Annotated in this window: 14 protein-coding genes; 3 read left to right on the forward strand and 11 right to left on the reverse strand. The window is 61.6% G+C overall.

The genetic code is table 11. The annotated features are described in order from the left end of the window. Positions 1-90: 90 nt before the first annotated feature. The 9 genes from ACFSDX_RS13305 to dapF form a co-directional block, all read right to left on the reverse strand. A complete protein-coding gene (locus ACFSDX_RS13305) occupies positions 91-666 on the reverse strand; it encodes an SPOR domain-containing protein (RefSeq protein WP_382314288.1) in 576 nt (191 codons plus the stop codon). Next, a complete protein-coding gene (gene deoC / locus ACFSDX_RS13310) occupies positions 647-1,321 on the reverse strand; it encodes a deoxyribose-phosphate aldolase (protein WP_382314290.1) in 675 nt (224 codons plus the stop codon). The genes ACFSDX_RS13305 and deoC overlap by 20 nt, the downstream gene beginning before the upstream one ends. Before the next feature lie 31 nt (positions 1,322-1,352). Further along, positions 1,353-3,077: a T9SS type A sorting domain-containing protein gene (locus tag ACFSDX_RS13315; RefSeq protein WP_382314292.1), complete on the reverse strand. Its 1,725-nt coding sequence runs from the start codon at positions 3,075-3,077 to the stop codon at positions 1,353-1,355. Between the two features lie 138 nt (positions 3,078-3,215). Further along, a complete protein-coding gene (gene secA, locus ACFSDX_RS13320) occupies positions 3,216-6,626 on the reverse strand; it encodes a preprotein translocase subunit SecA (protein WP_382314294.1) in 3,411 nt (1,136 codons plus the stop codon). A gap of 162 nt (positions 6,627-6,788) precedes the next feature. Continuing rightward, on the reverse strand, positions 6,789-7,079 hold the full coding sequence (locus ACFSDX_RS13325) for a hypothetical protein (protein ID WP_382314295.1): 291 nt from the start codon (positions 7,077-7,079) through the stop codon (positions 6,789-6,791). A 78-nt stretch (positions 7,080-7,157) separates the two neighbouring features. Further along, on the reverse strand, positions 7,158-8,336 hold the full coding sequence (glf, locus tag ACFSDX_RS13330; RefSeq protein ID WP_382314297.1) for a UDP-galactopyranose mutase: 1,179 nt from the start codon (positions 8,334-8,336) through the stop codon (positions 7,158-7,160). A 63-nt stretch (positions 8,337-8,399) separates the two neighbouring features. Beyond that, positions 8,400-9,626 carry a glycosyltransferase family 1 protein gene (locus ACFSDX_RS13335; RefSeq protein ID WP_382314299.1) on the reverse strand — a complete coding sequence of 409 codons (1,227 nt, stop codon included), beginning with the start codon at positions 9,624-9,626 and terminating at the stop codon, positions 8,400-8,402. Between the two features lie 143 nt (positions 9,627-9,769). Continuing rightward, positions 9,770-10,285 (reverse strand): GNAT family N-acetyltransferase, encoded by a 516-nt coding sequence (locus ACFSDX_RS13340; RefSeq protein WP_382314301.1) that lies wholly within the window; start codon positions 10,283-10,285, stop codon positions 9,770-9,772. 93 nt (positions 10,286-10,378) lie between these two features. Continuing rightward, positions 10,379-11,182, reverse strand: a complete 804-nt coding sequence (gene dapF, locus ACFSDX_RS13345; protein WP_382314303.1) for a diaminopimelate epimerase — start codon at positions 11,180-11,182, stop codon at positions 10,379-10,381. Between the two features lie 125 nt (positions 11,183-11,307). On the opposite strand from dapF, the gene galB reads away from it, so the two are divergent. After that, positions 11,308-13,755 carry a beta-galactosidase GalB gene (gene galB / locus ACFSDX_RS13350; protein WP_382314305.1) on the forward strand — a complete coding sequence of 816 codons (2,448 nt, stop codon included), beginning with the start codon at positions 11,308-11,310 and terminating at the stop codon, positions 13,753-13,755. Positions 13,756-14,140: 385 nt separating this feature from the next. Then, complete coding sequence (locus tag ACFSDX_RS13355; RefSeq protein ID WP_382314307.1) at positions 14,141-14,854, forward strand: GAF domain-containing protein; 714 nt, start codon at positions 14,141-14,143, stop codon at positions 14,852-14,854. Here the strand turns inward: ACFSDX_RS13355 and ACFSDX_RS13360 are convergent. Next, complete coding sequence (locus ACFSDX_RS13360; protein WP_382314309.1) at positions 14,851-15,213, reverse strand: hypothetical protein; 363 nt, start codon at positions 15,211-15,213, stop codon at positions 14,851-14,853. The two genes, ACFSDX_RS13355 and ACFSDX_RS13360, sit on opposite strands and share 4 nt — an antisense overlap. 492 nt (positions 15,214-15,705) lie before the next feature. Then, positions 15,706-16,719 (reverse strand): chemotaxis protein CheB, encoded by a 1,014-nt coding sequence (locus ACFSDX_RS13365; RefSeq protein ID WP_382314311.1) that lies wholly within the window; start codon positions 16,717-16,719, stop codon positions 15,706-15,708. 164 nt (positions 16,720-16,883) lie between these two features. Here ACFSDX_RS13365 and ACFSDX_RS13370 point away from each other — a divergent pair, with 164 nt between their 5' ends. Then, complete coding sequence (locus ACFSDX_RS13370) at positions 16,884-19,940, forward strand: CheR family methyltransferase (RefSeq protein ID WP_382314313.1); 3,057 nt, start codon at positions 16,884-16,886, stop codon at positions 19,938-19,940. Positions 19,941-19,975: the final 35 nt, after the last annotated feature.

Raw genomic sequence — 19,975 nt, forward strand, 5'->3', positions numbered from 1 at the left:
GCCGGATTCGTCGGATTTTGTATTCAGCTACTTATTAACGTCTACAAAATCAGATTAATCCGAAAAATCCGACGAATCCGTGGTTCAGACTTACGGCGTCTTATTCAGCAGTACCTGCATGGGCTCCAGCTCAGCCTTAGGCGCAAATTGCCGTACGCGGGCCAGGCCCCGGGCGGCATCAAGCTTGGTAATGTAATCGCCGATGTAGAGCCGGTACACGGGCTGCTTGAAGGTGAGGTAATCGGTTTCGTCGGGGTAGCGCCCAATAACCTGGCGCCGCACATTCATGGCCTGGTCGCGCTCAAAGCCCGAATAGGCCTTAATGCGGTAGCCACTGGTGTATTTCACGTTCTGGTTAGTGTAGGCCTGGTCGCGCAGGCGCTGCTCTAGGGGGGCATTTACGTGGTTGGTCGGCACTGGCGCCTTGGTGGTCGAGGGCAGGGCCGCCGCCGTTTTGGGAGCTAGTGCTGGCGCCGGCGCAGTCGGCGCGGCAAACGTGGGCCGGTACCGCGTCAGGTCTTCGGCGGGTATCAGGCCCACCGTTTTGCGGGTGGTATCGGTAGGCGCGGCGGCGCGCGTGGTGGGGGCGGCGGGCGCCGTAGCCGCGCAGGCGGCCAGCAAGGGCAGACCTAGGAGCAGCACCGCGTTACGAAAGCGTAGGTTCATCTTCCTGAATAATTACCAAACTGTTGGAGGTGCCTAGGCGGTCGGCGCCGGCTGCCAGCAGCGCCAAAGCCTGCTCACGGGTGCGGATACCGCCGCTGGCCTTAATGCGCACCCCGGCCGGCAGCACCCGTCGCAGCAGCTCTACATCGGATACCGAGGCGCCCCGGCTGGCAAAGCCGGTGCTGGTTTTTACGAAGTTGGCGCCAGCCTCGGCGCAGAGCCGGGCGGCGGTTTCCATCTCGGCTTCGGTCAGCAGCGCGGTTTCGATGATGACTTTGAGCAGCGCGTCGTGCACGTCGCAGAGGTCGCCAATGTCTTCTACTTCGGCCTTCACGGCTTCCAGCTGGCCCGATTTCAGGGCCGACACATTGAGCACAAGGTCGAGCTCAGTGGCCCCTTCGGCCAGGGCAATTTCCGCTTCGCGAAACTTGACCCTAGGGCCGTTGTAGCCCAGCGGAAAGCCGATGACCGTGCACACCGCCACGCCCGAGCCGCTCAGCTCGCGGGCGGCCACCGGCACGTAGCACGGCGGCACGCAGGCGCTGGCGAAGCCGTGCTGCCGGGCCTCTTGGCACAGCTGCATTATCTGGGTTTCGGTGCAATCGGGGCGCAGCAGGGTATGGTCGAGGATAGCGGCGAGGTCGGGCGTGGGCATGGGGCAAAGGTACGGCCGGGCTGCCGGGCAGTTACTCTACCACCATCTGCCGGGTCGCTATTGCTTCGCCCGTCTGCACGCGCAGGGCATACACGCCGGTCGCGAGGCCGGTGAGGTCGAGCGAGTAGGCTACGCCGGCCCGGGTCGAGGCAGTGCGGGCCACCCGGCCCAGGCCGTCGAGCAGCGTGAGGGCAACTGGGCCCGCAGCGGCGGGTATCTGCACCGTAGCTATACCATGAGCAGGATTAGGTGACAGCGTAAAGGCAGCCAGCGCCGCATCGGCTGGCCGCAGGGGCAGGCTCACCGCATCGTTCACCGTGGCCACGTAGTGCGGATACTCCGTGGGCGACAGGCTACTAAACAAGGTAGTGCGGCCGGCCACGTAGAGCGTAGGCCCGTTGCTGGCCAGCAGTTCGCCCTGCGCGGCACTATAGCCGCCGGCCCCCAGCAACCAGCTACCCGCCAGGTACGTGCCCCGGTCCACCAGGCGGGCCAATGCCACACTCTGGCTACCCGAAGCATTGGGGTTGACGAGCGTGAGCGCGCCGCAGCGAAACGAAGCGTTGTTGAAGGTAGCCAGCAGATACAGGCTGTTACCCTGGGCCAGTAGCCCGGTGGCCTTGTCCACGCCGGCCCCTCCAATGCTCAGCGCGGGGCCAAAACTGGCCGTCGAGCCAGCATCCACGAGCTTAAACAGGCCAATATCCTCGACGCCGGGCGTGTTGGCCGTTAGCTGGGTATTGTTATCGTAGGTTAGGGTACCTAGGTAATTGGCTGCTAGGTAAAGCTGATTGCCCACCGCCGCTAGCCCGGCCGCTACCACGCTTCCCGAACAAGTGAGTTGCCGGGCCCACTCAAAGCTGGCGGTCGTGCCGCCATCGGCCAGCTTGGTGACATACACATTGCCCGTGGCGTGCGCGCTGGGTACCAACGTAGTGGCGCCGAAAGTGGCTGGCAAAGCAAAGCTGCCGCTCAGGTATAAATTGCTGCCGTTCAAGGCCAGCCGGACGGCTGTGTCGTTGGTTGAGGCGCCGGTGGCCAGCTTCAGCCAGGCACAGCTGCTGCTGAGGCCAGCATCGAGTAGTTTGGCCACCAGCAGCTTGGGGCCGACGGGGGCCGCCGTTGTTACCGCGCCTAGCTGCACACTGCTACCGTTGGCCTTGCCAGCTACGAAGAGGGTATTGCCCGCTACGGCTAGCGCCTCGGCAGCTACCGAGCCCCCGCCGGTGGCTGCCTGCGCCCACGCCACGCTAGCCGTGCTGCCCATGTCCGTCAGCTTTAGCAAGAATAGATTGGTGGTGTAGACATCTACATTAGGATTAAGTAGCGTAGTAGCATCTATTGCCAGCGTAGGGCCGACAAAAGTGCCCGCTACGTATACGTTGCTGCCACTCACTGCTAAAGATGTTGCCCCCACCTGCGCGTAGGCCCCCACGGCGGCCAGGCTTTTGGCCCACACAATACTATGGCTGGCCAAGCTCCACTTGGCCACGAAGCCCATAGCTTGATATGACATCGCGGGGCCGACCAACGTGAAGCTCCCTAACTGCACGGTGCCGGTGTAATAGCCCGCCAAGTACACGTTGCCGCTGGCATCGGTGGCAATGGCGTTTTGATACAGGGTAGGGCAGCAGACCGGACTAACCGCGCCGGCAATGTTGCTAACCGATTGCCAAATCGGGGCCTGCGCCCGAGCCAATGGCCCCGTCAACAGCTCAGACAGGAGTAGTAACAGATAGCCTACTTTGTTATTCATAGATACAAGCCTTGAAGCGCAGCACCTTTTGGCCCAGCCAGGTAAAGCTAGGTAGCCTTTCTATACTCAACAAAAGCTATTTTAAAATAAAAGAAGCCCGCACGTTACCGTGCGGGCTTCTTTTATTTTAAAATAGCTTTACGCCTCCTCTACCAGCACGCAACGCTGAGCGGCAAGGTCTTCCTCCACCGACTTGTACTTCACATCGCGCTTGATGGTGCCGTCCATGTACTGCACGGTCACTTTATCATTGCGGTTGGCCACCTTCTGCGACCGCATGGGCTCTTGCTTGATGGCGGGCGCCAAGCCCAGCTCAGCGGCCTGGTCGAGGTCTTCCTGGCCGGCCCCTAGGCTCACGTCGGAGATGGCTTTTTCGGCCTTCAGTTTGGGCAGCGGCTCCGATATGTCATCCTCATAGTAAGAATTGGGCTCGGCGTAGCCGGCTTCGGCCGCCACCGGCACGTCGGCCTTGAAGAGGAAGGCGCTGGTGCCGTGGTTCACCTTGCTCAGCATGCGCTTGAACAGCTCGAAAGCCTCGAACTTATATACCAGGAGCGGGTCTTTTTGCTCGTACACGGCGTTCTGCACCACCTGCTTGAGGTCGTCCATCTGGCGCAGGTGCTGGGTCCAGGCTTCGTCGATGGTGGAGAGCACCGCGCCCTTTTCCATCTGCCGGATAATATCCAAGCCGTTGCTGGCCTGCGCTTTGCGCAAGTTGGCAATTACCTGGGTGTGCTTGTGCCCGTCGGTGAATGGGATGGCAATGTTCTCGTAGGGCGAATTCTGGCCGATGAGGTCGTTTATCATCGGCAGCGCATTCTGGCCAATGTGCTCGTTTTTGCTTTCGTAGTAGCCGGTGGCTTCTTCGTAGAGCTTTTGGGTCAGCGGCTCCGCGGCCAGGGCACTAAATTCCTGGGCCGTAATGTGTGTGTCGTAGCCGAAATCCTTGATGATGCTGAGCTTGAAGTCCTCGTAGTCGTTGCTGACCTTGTGGCCCGCCGCGATGTCTTCGCTCACGTCATAAACGAGGTTCAAGATATCCAACTCCAGGCGCTCGCCAAACAAGGCGTTGCGGCGGCGGCGATACACCACCTCGCGCTGGGCATTCATCACGTCGTCGTACTCCAGCAGGCGCTTGCGGGTGCCGAAGTTATTTTCTTCGACCTTCTTCTGGGCGCGCTCAATGCTACTCGTAATCATTGAGTGCTGAATCACTTCGCCTTCTTCCATGCCCATGCGGTCCATGAGTTTGGCAATGCGCTCCGAGCCAAACAAACGCATCAGGTTGTCTTCCAAGCTCACGAAGAACTGCGACGAACCGGGGTCACCCTGGCGGCCGGCGCGGCCCCGCAGCTGCCGGTCAACGCGGCGGCTTTCGTGGCGCTCGGTACCGATGATGGCCAGGCCACCCGACTCGCGCGAGGTTTCGCGCAGCTTGATGTCAGTACCACGACCGGCCATGTTGGTGGCAATGGTCACGGTGCCGGGGTAGCCGGCAGCGGCTACAATCTCGGCTTCGCGCTGGTTCTGCTTGGCGTTCAGCACCTGGTGCTTGATGCCGCGCAGCTTCAGCATCCGGCTCATCAACTCGCTGATTTCTACTGAAGTAGTACCCACTAGCACCGGCCGGCCGGCTTTCACCAGCACGTCGATTTCCTCGGCTACGGCGTTGTATTTCTCGCGCACTGTGCGGTACACTTTGTCGTGGTCGTCCTTGCGCGAAATCACGCGGTTGGTCGGAATCACCACCACGTCGAGCTTGTAGATTTCCCAGAGCTCGCCGGCTTCGGTTTCAGCCGTACCCGTCATGCCACCTAGCTTGTGGTACATGCGGAAGAAGTTCTGCAACGTCACCGTGGCATAGGTCTGCGTGGCGTCTTCAATGCGCACGCCTTCCTTGGCCTCGATGGCCTGGTGCAGGCCGTCGGAGTAGCGGCGGCCTTCCATTACGCGGCCGGTTTGCTCGTCCACAATCATCACCTTGCCTTCTTGGCTCAGGATGTACTGGTCGTCTTTTTCAAACAGCGTGTAGGCTTTCAGGAGCTGGTTCACGGTGTGCACGCGCTCCGATTTCTCCTGGTAGTCGCTCATCAGCTGCTCTTTCTGCGCGAGTTTTTCCTCGGCCGTCAGCGCTTCGGCGCGCTCGATATTGGCAATTTCCACCCCGATGTCGGGCATGATGAACAGGTGCGGGTCTTCGCCCTGTGCCGTAATCAGGTCGATGCCTTTTTCGGTCAGCTCAATCTGGTTGTTCTTCTCATCAATGGTGAAGAACAACGGCTTGTCGGCGTCCGGCATCTGGCGCGAATTGTCCTGCATGTAGAAATTCTCTACTTTTTGCAAGGCCGTGCGCACGCCGGTTTCGCTCAAAAACTTGATGAGCGGCTTGCTCTTGGGCAGGCCGCGGTAGGCGCGGAACAGCGCCAGGCCGCCTTCACCTTCCTTGGCACCTTCAAGGGTGCCCTCTTTCATATTACGGCGCGCTTCTACCAGGTATCTTTGCACCAGCTTTTTCTGCTCGTCTACCAGGCGCTGAATGCGCGGCTTGAGCACCAAAAACTCGTGCACGTCGCCCTTGGGCACCGGGCCCGAGATGATGAGCGGCGTCCGCGCATCGTCAATCAGCACCGAGTCCACTTCATCGACCATGGCATAGTGGTGCTTGCGCTGCACCAGCTCGGCGGGGTCGCGGGCCATGTTGTCGCGCAAGTAGTCAAAGCCAAACTCGTTGTTGGTGCCGTAGGTGATGTCGGCCAGGTAAGCATTGCGGCGCGCATCGGTGTTAGGCTGGTGCCTGTCGATGCAGTCCACCGTCAGGCCATGAAACTCAAACAGCGGCGCATTCCACTCCGAGTCACGCTTGGCGAGGTAGTCGTTCACGGTTACCAGGTGCACCCCGCGGCCCCCTAGGGCGTTGAGGAAAGCCGGCAGCGTCGACACCAGCGTTTTACCCTCACCGGTGGCCATCTCCGCGATTTTGCCCTGGTGCAGCACCACGCCGCCGATGAGCTGCACGTCGTAGTGCACCATGTCCCAGGTGATTTCGGCGCCGGCCGCCAGCCACTTATTGCTCCAGGTGGCTTTATCGCCCTGGATGGTTACGTTACCCTTGGTGCGGGCAATGTCGCGGTCAATGTCAGTGGCCGTCACCACCAGCTGGCCGTTTTGGGCGTAGCGCCGGGCAGTCTCTTTCACGATGGCGAAGGCCTGGGGCAGGGCCGCCGTGAGAGCGGTTTCGAGGTCTTTATTGCGCTGCTTTTCGAGGGCGTCAATTTGCTCAAAGATTTGCTCCTTGCGGCTCACGTCCAGGTTGGGCTGCGCCTCAATCTGGCCCTGTAAGCTGGCAATTTGCCCATCAAGGCCGGCCAGCTTGCCGTCGATTTGCTGGCGCACCTCCTGGGTACGCTGGCGCAGCTGGTCGTCGGTCAGGTCAGCCAGTTTGGCATATTCCGCATTAATGAGGGCCACGTAAGGCACCACGTCCTTGAGGTCCTTTTCTGCTTTGGAGCCAAACAGCTTGGCGACGGTTTTGCCGAGGAAATCTAACATTGGGTAAACAAATTGACTAAAAAGAACAGCGCGCTCTGGGCAAATTTACGGACTACCCGCCGAACCGGACCGACCAGCGTAAACTATAAAACCCCGCACGCTCAAAAAGAGTGCAGGGTTTTCGGAAGCGGTAATAATGGCAGTGCGCTACCTAGGGTACCGTCAGGGCCGAATAATGATGACTGGCCCCGGCTGGCGGTAGTACGGCCGCGGCCGGTAATAATTGCGCCCGCCGTAGCTGCGGTACGGCGCCCCGTGGTAGTATTGCGGCCCGTAATAGGGCCGGTAGGCCGGGGCGTGGTAGTAGCCGCGGGGCACCGGCCGGGCGTAGGGGCGGCGTGGCACTGGCCGGGCGTAGTAACCACGGCCGTGCCCCCGCTGGGCCTGCGCCGGGGCCGCCAGCCCCAGCAGCAACCCCAGCAAGAGTAGTAAGCAAACAGCTTGGTGTTTCATAAAACAGGCTCCTAGGAAAACAAAGCGCCTCCCCTAGCTGGGGAGGCGCTTTATACGAACGATAGCCCTAGGGCGATACTACTCTTTGGAAGGCTGGCGGTTCACAATCTTCTCTACCAGCGAGGTAGAGCCGGCGATAGCCGGGCGAACGGGCTTGTTAGCTTCTTCCTTATCGGTCAGTTTCTTGTACAGCGTCAGGGCCTGGGCTACTACCTGGTCCATGTTGTAGTACTTGTAGGTAGCGAGGCGGCCTACGAAGTGTACGCCAGTAGTTTCGTCGGCGAGCTTCTTGTACTTAGCATACAGCTCGGCGTTCTCGGGCATGGGCACCGGGTAGTACGGGTCGCCCTCAGCCTGCGGGTACTCATACACGATGGCCGTTTGGGGGTGCGTCTGGCCGGTGAGGGCCTTAAACTCGGTGATGCGGGTATATGCGTGCTCGTTGGGGAAGTTCACTACCGGCGCGGCCAGGTGATGCTCTTTGTTCAGGGTTTCGTGCTTGAACTCGAGCGAGCGGTAAGGCAGCTTACCGAACTGGAAGTCGAAGTACTCGTCTACCGGACCGGTAAAAATCATTTCCTTGAAAGGAATGAATTTGATAATCTCCTTATAGTCCGTGTTCAGCATGATTTTGATGTTCGGGTGGTCGAGCATCTTTTCAAACATGCGGGTGTAGCCGTGCAGTGGCATCGCCTGGAACGTGTCGGTAAAGTACCGGTCGTCGCGGTTGGTGCGGGTGGGCACGCGGCTGGTCACCGACTTATCCAGCTGCGAGGGGTCGAGGCCCCACTGCTTGTTGGTGTAGTTCTTGAAGAACTTGTTGTAGAGCTCGCGGCCTACTTTGCTCACTACCACGTCTTCCGACGTTTTAATAACGGGCACTTCTTCGGCTACCGACGCAAAAAACTCTTCTACCTCAAAGCTGGTCAGGCTCAGGCCGTACAGCTTGTTGATGGTGTCGAGGTTGATGGGCATCGGCACCAGCTGGCCGTCTACCGAGGCGAGCACGCGGTGCTCGTAGGGGCGCCAGTCGGTGAAGTTGCCTAGGTAGTCAAATACGTCTTTCGAATTGGTGTGAAAGATGTGCGGGCCGTACTTGTGAATCAGAATGCCGTCCTCGTTGTAGTGGTCAAACGCATTACCCGCAATGTGGCTACGCTTATCAATAACGAGCACTTTTTTGTTGCTTCGCGTGGCGAGCCGCTCGGCTAGAACGCTGCCAGCAAAGCCGGCTCCAACGATGAGATAGTCGAACATAATGGGGGGAATGGAGGGAGATGAGTAAATAAAACGCAGTGGAGAACTGTAAGTAAGTGATAATCAGGCAGCGGGCTTGTGCTTGGCAGCAAGGCGGCTCTGTATAAGCTGCACCATATTCTGCCAGGTGAGGTCCCAGGAGATTGTGGCTAAGTAGCTATCGGTGCGGGTGCGCCAGCTAGCATCTTTGCCTTGCTCCAGGGCGCGGGCAATGGCTTGGCCGAATTCCTGGGGGTCGTCGGCAATCTGTACGAGGTTCAAATCGCCGTAGGGGCGCACTACATCGCGGATGCTTGTGCTCACCACCGGGCGGCCGGCAGCCAGATATTCCGGCGTTTTGGTGGGCGAGATAAATTCAGTGCTCTCGTTGCGAGCAAAGAGTAAGGTAGCAACATCCCAGCCCCGCAAATAGGCGGGCAGGTCTTGGTAATCTTTACCACCTAGGTAGTGGATATTGGTGTTGTGCGGTAGCGAAGCGAAGTCGATTTTAACCACCGGCCCGATTATTACAAATTGCCACTCCGGATGGTTCGTGGCCAGCTCGCGCAGCAGCTCAATATCGAGGCGCTCGTCTACCACGCCAAAGAACCCGATGCGGGGGTGCGCGATGCCAGCTTGGTCGGCGGGCTCGGCCAGCTTGGGGTCGCGGGCCTGGCCAAAGTGCTGCTTATCAATGCTACTCGGGAAGGAATGGGCGTCGGCGTGCTGCTCGCGCTTAGATTCGTAGAGGCGCTGCCCGCCGGTGAATACTAGGTCAGCTTTCTCGAATAATTCCTGCTCGCGCTGACGCAGCTCGGGCGGCGCAAACTTAAATTGGGCTAGCTCGTCCATGCAATCATACACGGTAAGCGCTGGCGTAAAGAGCCTGGACTTGCCCAAAGCCATGGGCGTGTAGTACCAGAATACGTATTGTGTTAAGCTATTCTCAGCAAAAAACCGGCTTAGTACACCAAACTGAGCCTGGTCACTGGCGGCTTCGTCGCCGCGCAGGTGATTGGGCAAGTGCACCACCACTACTTTCACGCCGTTCTGCCGCTCCTTCACTTCCACGTGCGGCTCGATATGGTCATCGGCGTGGAAAAAGGCATCTTCAATGTAAAAAACCCGGCTGTGCTGAGCAAAGCGCGAGAGCAGATGTTGGGGCCGCTGCCATACAAAATCCCAGTGGAGGTGCGCGAAGCAGACCAGGTCGGGAAGCGAATACGTAAGGGGGGTAGAATCGGCTTGGTCCGCGGCCGGGGCGGTGGAGGCGGTACGCGCAGGTACCTCCGCCAAAGTAGAAAGCGGCATGAAAAAAGATAGGAAAGAGCTTGGGAACCGCGCCAACCGGGCAAAACATCCGGCTACAGGCAGCACTTGCTTACTTCTACGCAATACCCTACGCAAAGGATATGGCGGAGTTTAAAATAGTGGTTTCTACCCTCTAGGCCGGGCTATTTTCTAAGTATAAGTTGCATTTCTACGGCATCTAGCCAGCCGGTGGGGGTATTACTACGTAGCCACTCCTGGCGCAAGCCAACGCGTCGAAAACCGGCTTTTTCAAACAGGCTGATACTCGCTTTATTATCGTCAGCAATGGTGCAGTACAACTGGTGCAGCTGCAGGGCCTCACGGGCGTAGGGCAGCAGCTGCGCCAAGGCTACCTGGGCATGGCCACGGCGCCGCTCACTTTTGAGCACCGTGATGCCCACGCCCGCCCGCTGGTGCAGGGCCGAGTACTCGTACAGGTCTAGGGTCCCGACGGCTTGCCCACCTTCCCCCGTGATTATCAGCCGCATCTGGCCGGCCTCGGCCAGGCTGGCGGTGCTGTGGCGCAGGTATTCGCGCAGCGCATGCCGCGAAATGGGCGCGGGCAGCACATCGGAGGCGGCCCATAGGTCAGGGTCGTTTTCGAGGGCGAATAAAAATTCTAAATCGTCGGGTTCGAGAGCCCTGAAAAGTGTTTTCACCGCAGAAGGCGCAGAGGATTTCGCAGAAGAAGCGCAGAAGAACAGCCTCTGCGCTTCTTCTGCGAGGCCCTCTGCGCCTTCTGCGGTGAAAAATTACAACGAACCTTGAAAAACCCGCACGGCTGGGCCGCTGAGCCACACGTTGGTGAAGCTGCCATTGGGCTGCTGCTCGAATGAGACTTCCAGCAGCCCGCCGGGCGTGCTCAGGCGCACGGGCGAGGCGGCGCCGCGCTGCGAGGCGGCCAGTGCCACGGCCGTGACGCCGGTGCCGCAGGAGTAGGTTTCGTCTTCGACGCCGCGCTCGTAGGTGCGCACAGGCCAGGGGTGGGCGGGGTCGGCGGGCACTTCCACGAAGTTGACGTTGGTGCCGGCGGGGTCGTAGGCCTGGTCGAAGCGGATGTCGTGGCCGGCGGCGAAAACGTTGAACTCGGCCAGGCTCGGCGACTCCTCGGGGTCGAGGAAATGGATGTGGTGCGGCGAGCCGGTGTGCAGAAACACGTCCTCCTCGCCCACGTCGGCCAGTTGCGGGGCGGCCACGTCTATCATTTTCAGGCGCACGGTGCCATCGGCTTCCACGCGGGCTTCGTGGGGGCCATCCACGGCCAGGAAATTTGCGGTGGAGTCGATGACGCCTAGGTACTTAGCGAAGGCTACGAGGCAGCGTCCACCGTTGCCGCACATGCTGCTGGGCGCGCCGTCGGCGTTGAAATACACCATCTCGAAATCGTAGCCCGCGCGGTTGCGCAGCAGCATCAGGCCATCGGCCCCAATGCCGAAGCGGCGGTGGCAGAGCGCCGCAATGCGCGGCTGGTCGGTGGCGTCAAACTCTTCGGCGCGGTCGTCGATGATGACGAAGTCGTTGCCGGTGCCCTGGTATTTATGGAAGGTCAAACTCATACTAAAGCAAGTGTAAGGGGGCGAATTTCGGTATAATTAGGGCGCGGCCCAAACTAGGGGCTTTAACTTGCCGAACCATAGCGGCCGCTCGCCGGCCGCCCTAGGTACTACTTATCCCCCACGCTATGCCTTTGCCCAAACCATTAGCGGCCGCGCTGCTGCTGGCCGCCAGCCTGCCCGCCGCCGCCCAAACCCGCCAGGAAACACTGCTCACCAGCAACTGGAAATTTACGAAGGGCGACCAGCCCAACGGCGCCAAGCCCGAGCTGAACGACGCCAAATGGCAGACCGTGCGCGTGCCGCACGACTGGGCCATTTCGGGGCCGTTTGATGGCAAAAACGACCAGCAAGTAGTTAAGATTGAGCAGAATGGCGAGAAGCAGGCCTCGCTAAAATCGGGCCGCACGGGCGGACTGCCCTTCGTGGGCGTGGGTTGGTACCGGCGCCCGCTCACGGTGCCCGCGCTGGGCAAAGACGGCCGCGCCGTGCTGCTGTTTGACGGTGCCATGAGCAACGCCCGCGTGTATCTCAACGGTAAGGAGGTGATGTTCTGGCCCTACGGCTACAACTCGTTCTCAGTAGACATCACGCCCTACCTGCAAGCTAAGGGGGCAAATACGCTGGCCGTGCGCCTCGAAAACCAGCCCGAAGCCTCGCGCTGGTACCCCGGCGCGGGCCTTTACCGCAACGTGCACCTCATCACGACCCTAGGCGCGCACGTGCCGGTGTGGGGCACTTACCTCACCACGCCCGAGGTGTCGGCCACCTCAGCCACGGTGAAGCTGCGCACCAAGGTAGACGCGCCCACCGGCGCCACCGGCCTCAAGCTGCAAACCGAGTTGCGCGATGCGGCCGGCGCCGTAGTGGCCCGCGCCACCACCGACGTAGTGGCCGGCGCCGAAACCGAGCAGAGCTTCACGGTGGCGGCGCCCAAGCTGTGGTCGCCCGAGACGCCGGTGCTGTACTCGGCCGAGACTAAGATATTGAATGGCAGCACGGTGCAGGACACGTACCGCACGCCGTTTGGTATCCGCAGCTTCAAGTTTGAGAAAGACAAGGGCTTCTCGCTCAATGGCCAGCCGCGCAAGTTCAAGGGCGTGTGCAACCACCACGACCTAGGTCCGCTGGGCGCGGCCATCAACACGGCGGCGCTGCGCCATCAGCTGGCCATTCTCAAGGACATGGGCTGCGACGCCATCCGGACCTCGCACAACATGCCGGCGCCCGAGTTGATGCAGCTCTGCGACGAGATGGGCTTTATGGTGATGGTGGAGTCGTTTGACGAGTGGAAAGCGCCGAAGGTGAAGAACGGCTACAGCCAGTACTTCGACCAGTGGGTGGAGAAGGACCTCACCAACATGGTGCACCGCGACCGCAACCACCCCTCGGCCATTATGTGGAGCATCGGCAACGAGGTGCCCGACCAGAGCAGCCCCAACGGCCCGGCCATTGCAAAGCGCCTGCAAGACATCGTGCACCGCGAAGACCCCACCCGCCCCGTAACTATGGGCATGGACCGCTACGATGACGATTTTAAGTACGGCATCGCGGCCGTGCTCGACATTCCGGGCTTCAACTACAAGCCCCACCGCTACGCCGACGCCATTACCAAGCTGCCGCAGGGCTTTCTGCTAGGCTCCGAAACGGCCTCCACCGTGAGCTCGCGCGGGGTGTACAAGTTTCCGGCCGAGCTGGCCAAGGACAAGCAGTATCCTGATAACCAGTCGTCGTCGTACGACTTAGAGGCTTGCCGCTGGTCGCAGATACCCGACATCGAGTTTGCGGCCCAGGACGACCTACCGTATACCCTAGGCGAGTTTGTGTGGACGGGTTTTGACTACTTGGGCGAGCCCACGCCCTACGATGAGAAATGGCCGTCGCACAGCTCGTACTTCGGTATTATCGACCTGGCTGGCCAGCCCAAGGACCGGTACTATCTCTACCGCGCCCGCTGGAACCCCACCCAGCCCACCCTGCACCTGCTGCCGCACTGGACCTGGGCCGGCCGCGAGGGCCAGACCACGCCCGTGTTCTGCTACACCAACTACCCCTCGGCCGAGCTCTTTGTGAACGGCAAAAGCCAGGGCCGCCAAACCAAGAGTAAAACCGACAACCCCCAAACCCGCTACCGCCTCGAATGGCCCGAGGTGAAGTACCAGCCCGGCACCATTAAAGTAGTGGCCTACGACGCCCAGGGCAAAGCCGCCGCCACCGAAGAAGTACGCACGGCCGGCGCGCCCCACCACATCAAGCTCGTAACTGACCGCCCCAAGCTCACGGCCGACGGCCAGGACCTGGCCTACATCACGGCCCGCGTGGAGGATGCGCAGGGCACCCTCTGCCCCGACGCCACCAACGAGCTGCGCTTCGTGGTGAGCGGCGGGGGCAGCTTCCGCGCCATCGGCAACGGCGACGCTACCAACCTGGAGGCGTTTCAGCAGCCGCAGATGCACGCTTTCCAGGGGCAGTTGGTGGCGATAGTGCAGGCGGGCACGGCGGCCAGCACCGTGCAGGTGAAAGCCACCGCCGCGGGCCTCAAGGATGGAACCCTTGCCCTGCCAACCACCAAGTAGCCCAGGCCAGCCCTAGGCACTTCCGCCTGATGGCCTGGTGCAACTAGCCCCGGCCCACGTTAAAACTATGCTGAGAGGCGGTTTTAGCGCGGGCCGGGGCTTTCTTTTTGAGCTGTGCTCGTCCAGGTCTTAGCCGGGTTGAGATACCTTTCTGCACCGCTCCGGAGCCGTTCGCCGCGCCGCGTTGGCGCAGGTCAGCCGCAAAGCCTCCGCTTGGCCTGCCCGTGGCACTGCTTACGTTTGGGTGCGGCCACCTGGCAGATGTTGCGCTTTTCGACTGATTACTTGCACGCTAATCAGATAACTTCCCGCCAAGAATTCAGTTACCGTGATGTGAGGCCAAACTATTTAGTGTTCAGCTACCGCCGCGGCCCCGCACCCCTCTATGGAATCTTCTACTCTCCTGCCGCTGCCCGAGTCGCTGCGCCTGGAGGCCCTGCGCCCCTACCAGCTCTTCAACACCATGCACGACGAGACCTTTGCGGAGCTGGTGCGCCTAGCGGCCAAGCTCTTCAACGTGCCCGTGGGCATCATCGCGTTTGTGGAGGAAGAGGAGGTGCGGTTCGGGCTCAACTACGGCCTTGATGCGGCCCTGGACCGCGTGAACCGCGGCGAAACGCTGTGCTCGGTGGCGATGCTGCACGACGGCACCAGCGTATTCGAAAACCTTCGGGAGCAGCCCTGCGACCTCATTAACCCGGCCCTGGTGCAGCGGCTGAACCTGGGGTTTTACGCGGGCAGCGCCCTGCGCACAAAGGAAGGCTACTCCATTGGGGTGCTGTGCGTAATCGACTACAAGCCCCGCTCCTTCAGCCCCGAGGAGGCTACTTTGCTCGAGCGCCTGGCGGGCGTAGTAATGAGCCTGCTCGACCTGCGCCTGCGCCTGTTGCAGCAGCCCGCCTGGAACCAGCAGCTGTGGACCGATATCTACGCCCGCATCGAAGCATCGGTCGGGCGCCTCGAAACCCTGGCCGCCCTAGCTGCCTGGGAAGAGCCGGGCGAAACTGAGGCCGCCCTAGCCTACCGCGCCTCTACCCAAGACGAGATTCTGCGGGTGATTGCGGTGCTTAGCGAGCAAATCCGAAAGCAGCAGCCCTAGGGCTGGCTACTGCTGGGCCAGGCCAGGCCATACTGCGTGGCGTCGAGCAGCGACGCGGCGAGTGGCTCGCTGGCGGCCGCGGCTTGGTGAGCCTCGGCGCTGAGGCTGGCCCGCGTGGCCTCGGGCAGGTGGCACAGGATGAGGTGCCCGCCGTGGCGCCACAGCCGGCTGGCGCACTGCCGCAGCAGCCCCAGAACCTCGGCCGAAAGCATCGACACATGGCGGCAATCGACCCACACGCTGCACCGGGCGCTGCGCAATGCCCGGCGCAGGGCCGCCGCCAACGGATAGGCGCCCGTTTCAGTGGCGTGCAGGGTCAGCAGATAACTGCTGGAACGAGCTTCTACATAGGCGCGCATAGCCATTTTCGTAATAAGATAAATCCAAGACAAATTTACCCTAAAAACGGTCTCATTATATCTGTGAATATTACTTATTTTTCAAGAATTTCTTACCATTTCACGCTGGTTACTATGCATAGGTATATTCCCGGGCTGGCCACCGGCCGCAAGCTCTGCTTATAGCACAAGTAGCCTGACTACTACAGCCTAGCTACCCCAGCCGCGGAGCTAACTGCCAGCACCCCGCCGCTAGGCCTGCTTTGGAAGCCCTTAGGCTTCCGCGGCGGCGCTCGTGCCCGCGGCCCCACTACCCAGGCAGCATTTAGCTAAACAGTATTTTGGGAGGGTAAGCGCCGCCGTAGCCGCGCAGTCTGCGGCAGAAGTGGCGTATCTGAAGCGGTTTTGCGTTCCGCGTGCCGGCTAGCGGTAAGGGAAGGGAGTAAAAGCGCGCGGCGCTTTACACCTTTTACTTTTCATCCTTTAACTGCATCCTGACTAGTAGAAACTGCCCTAGGACTGCCCGGGAGTGGGGCTGGTGCCCTCGTTGCCATTGACCAAAAACTCGCGCATGCGGTTAACGTGGCGCTTCAGGTCGGCCAGGCGTTCTTCCTGGCGCTGGCTCCAGTGGCCGTTGTCGTGGTTAGCCATGCCCAAGAGCAGGCTTTTGCGCTCCTCCATCATGCGCAGGGCCACCCACAGGGTTTCTTCCAGCTCCTGCTGGTTGTGCTCGGCCAGGGCGGCGGCCGTGAAGGTGTGGCCGGTGTGGCAGCGGTAGCGCAGTACGTGGCCGTGGTTGGCCTGCCACAGGTTGCCGCCGCAGTCGGGGCAGGTGAGGGGCACCAGGTGCCCCAGCTGGTTGACCTGCTCCACGGTGCCCACCACGCGCTCGGCAATGGCCGCCTCGAGCTGCAGGTCGGGCGGAATCACTACTTTTTCGGGGGGCAGCGGGCGCGCCGGGTCCACTAGCTGCATCAGCAGCGGGCCCAGCTGGCTGAGGGGCGCCACGTGGTCGACGGCCACGGCGCGCAGCGCGCTCTCGGGCATACTCGGAAACTCGGCGTCGATGGGGTCTTGCACCACTGCCGTGCCCCCGCAGCGCTTCACAAACTCGAGGCCGGCGGTGCCATCGTGCAGCATACCAGTGAGCACCAGGCCCACCACGCGGGGCCCGTAGGCCACGGCCGCCGACCGAAACAGGGCATCGACGGCGGGGCGGTAGCCGTTTTCGCGCGGGCCTTTGGCTACCAGCAGGCGCTGGTCTTTCACCAGCAGGTGGTGGTCGGGCCGGGCCAGGTAGAGGTGGCCCGCTTCGAGCGGCGCCTCGTTGGTGGCCAGCTGGCAGCGCAGGCCCGTGTGCTCGCCGAGCCGCGCCGCCAACTGCTCGCCCATCGAGTCGGGCGAGAGGTGCTGCACCACTAGCACGGCGGCCGGCAGGGTGCCCGGCAGCTGGGCTACCAACCGGGTAAGCGCGGGCATACCGCCCGCCGAAGTGCCAATGACAATGAGATACGCAGGAACGACCACGAGAAGGCTTGAAAAGGGAAGGACGTACTCCCTGCAAGTGTACGAAAGCCCGCTAATAATAGCGTTCGGTAAAGTGCTTTCATTACCCTAAATTTGGCTAGATTCCCCGTTTGGCACCATGCGCTGCCCCGCAGCGCTGGGCGTGGGGCGCTACATTCTGCTCCATGAAAGACTCTTCGACTCCGGCCGGCAACCCTACTCCCACTGCCGCCGAGGCCGCTGCTGCCGACCCGGCCACGCCTGCCCCCAAGCCCAGCCGCGCGGCGCGAGCCGCGGCCCGTGGCACCTCGCCCAGCGCCGAAAAGTTTCCGGTAGTAGCCCTAGGGGGCGGGGTGGGGTCGCTGGAAGCACTCGAGCAGTTTTTTGCTCACCTGCCCACGCGCACGGGCCTGGCCTACGTGGTAGTGGTGCACCCGCTGCCCGACCAGCCCGATGCGCTGGTGCCGCTGCTCCAGGGCTTTACCAGCCTGCCCGTGCAGGAGGCCCGCGATGGCCTGCGGGTGCACCCCAACCAGGTGTACGTGGCCCCGCCTACCCACGACCTGAACCTGCTGCACGGGGTGCTGTACTTGCTCAAGCCCACCCGGCCCCGCAACCGCCGCCTGCCCATCGACTGCTTTTTGCAAAGCCTGGCCAAGGACGCGGGCGAGTGCGCCGTGTGCATCCTGCTTTCGGGCCAGGGCGCCGATGGCAGCCAGGGCCTCAAGCTCGTGATGGAAAACTTCGGGATGGTGATGGTGCAGGACCCCGACTCGGCAACCTACGCCGCCCTACCCAAGGCGGCGCTGGCCACCGAGTTTGTTGATTTTGTGCTGCCGCCCGAGCTTATGCCCGACCAGTTGCTCGACTACGTGGGCCGCCCCCTCGACCCGCGTCCCAGCCGCTCGCCGGTGGCCCCCTCGGCCAAGCAGCCCTCGCACGCGCTCCAGAAAATATTCCTGCTCATTCGGCAGCAAACGGGCCACGACTTCAGCTTCTATAAGCGCAACACGGTGTTCCGGCGCATCGAGCGGCGCATGAACTCGCACCAAATCAAAGAGTTTACCCAGTACGTGCGCTACCTCCAGGAGAACCCCTACGAGGTGGAGGTTCTGTTTCGCGAGCTGCTGATTGGCGTCACCAAGTTTTTCCGCGATACCGATGCCTTCGCCAGCCTGCAGCACCACCTCAAGGCCGTGCTGCTGCGCAAAGAGCCCGGCAGCACCGTGCGGGTGTGGGCGCCGGGCTGCTCCACGGGCGAGGAAGCCTACTCGCTGGCCATTGCGCTGCTCGAAGTTATCGAGGGCCTGGGGCCCGAGCGCCGGCTCAAGCTTCAGCTGTTTGCCACCGATATTTCGGCGGCGGGCATCGACGCGGCCCGCGCCGGCCTCTACCGCGAAAGCGTGGCCGCCGACGTGAGCCCCGAGCGCCTGGAGCGCTACTTCATCAAGGCCGACGGCCACTATCAGGTGCGCAAGGAGCTGCGCGACCTGGTGGTATTTGCCCTGCACAACATTAACAAGGACGCGCCCTTCACCAAGCTCGACCTGCTGTGCTGCCGCAACCTGCTCATTTACCTCAGTAGCGAGCTGCAGCGCAACCTGCTGCCCGTGTTTCACTACGCCATAAACCCCGGCGGGCTGCTGTTTTTGGGACCTAGCGAAAACCTAACCGGGTTTTTGGACTTGTTTCAGCCACTGGATGTGAAGTGGAAAATTTCGCGCCGCACCGAGGCCGCCTCGGCCGTGCCCCGGCTCATCAACTTCCCGTTTGGCACCACCCGGCACTCGCCGGCCGCCGCGCTCTCGCCCGCTCTTATGCTACCCGCTGCCTCTTCGCACCGCCACAGTGGCCCGTTTGCCACGCTCATCCAGAAAAACCTACTGCAGGCCTACACGCCGCCGGCCGTCGTCATCAACAGCAAGGGCGAAATCCTGTACGTGAACGGCCGCACCGGCCGCTACCTCGAGCCCGCGCCCGGCATGAGCGGCCTCAACGTGTTTGAGATGGCGCGGCGCGAGCTGAGCTTCGAAATCAGCGGGGCCGTGCACCGCGCCATCCAAACCCGCGAAGACGTGGTGGTGGAAAATATCCACGTCAAAACCGACCTAGGGCAGCAATTGCTGCGCCTCACGGTGAAGCCCCTCGCCGAGCCCGACGCCCTGCAGGGGCTGCTGCTGGTGGTGTTTGAGGACCAGCCCACCCCGCAGCGAGTGCGCCAGGGCAAGGCTAGCATGGCCAGCCCCGCCGACAGCCGCGACTCGATAGTGGCGGCCCTCGACAAGGAGCTGCAGTACACCAAGCACCGCCTCCAAACCACCATTGAGGAGATGGAAAGCAGCCTGGAAGAGCTCAAAAGCACCAACGAGGAGCTGCAAAGCGCCAACGAGGAGCTGCAAAGCACCAACGAGGAGGCCATGACCAATAAGGAGGAAATGCAGAGCCTGAACGAGGAGCTGCTGACCCTCAACATGCAGTACCTGGCCAAAACCGAGGAGCTGAGCCAGAGTGCCAATGACATGAAAAACCTGCTCGACGCCACCGAAATCGCCATTATCTTCCTCGATAATGACATGATGGTGAAGCGCTTTACGCCCCAGGTAAGCCGCATTGTTAACCTGCTGCCCGCCGACGTGGGCCGCTCGCTGGCGCACTTTGCCTCCAACCTGCGCTACGCCTACCTGCTGCGCGATGTGCAGCAGGTGCTGAGCCGCCTCACCAGCGTGGAAGTGAACATCGAAACCACCCGGGGCGACTGGTTTACGATGCGCATTCTGCCCTACCGCTCGCTCGACAACTACATCAACGGGGCCGTCATCACCTTCACCGAAATCACGGCCCTCAAGCAGCTCGAAGGCAACCTGCAAGACAAGGCCATCTTTATCGAGAGCATGCAGGAGGCCATGCGCGAGCCCGTGCTGGCCCTCGACCGGCAGCTGCGGCTGCATAGCCCCAGCCCCTCGTTTGCCCAAGCGTTTGGGCTGGTAGCGGCCGACCTAGAGGGCCAGCCGCTGGCCACCATCAGCGGCGGCGCCTGGAACCAGCCCGCCCTGCGCGAGCGGCTACAGCGCCTGCTCGACAGCGTGACGCCGCTGGCCGACGCCTTCGATGACTTTGTGCTGGAAGCCGATTTTCTGGGCATAGGCCGCCGCCGGGTGCACCTCTACGGCCGCCGCATGCTGCAACAAGGCCAGTCTACTGCCTGGGTACTGCTGGGAGTGCGCGCAATCGAAGAGATATAACAAACTAATTATCAGCTTACTACAAATGGTGAGCT

The organism is Hymenobacter bucti (genome assembly GCF_042681145.1).
Lineage (GTDB): Bacteria > Bacteroidota > Bacteroidia > Cytophagales > Hymenobacteraceae > Hymenobacter > Hymenobacter bucti.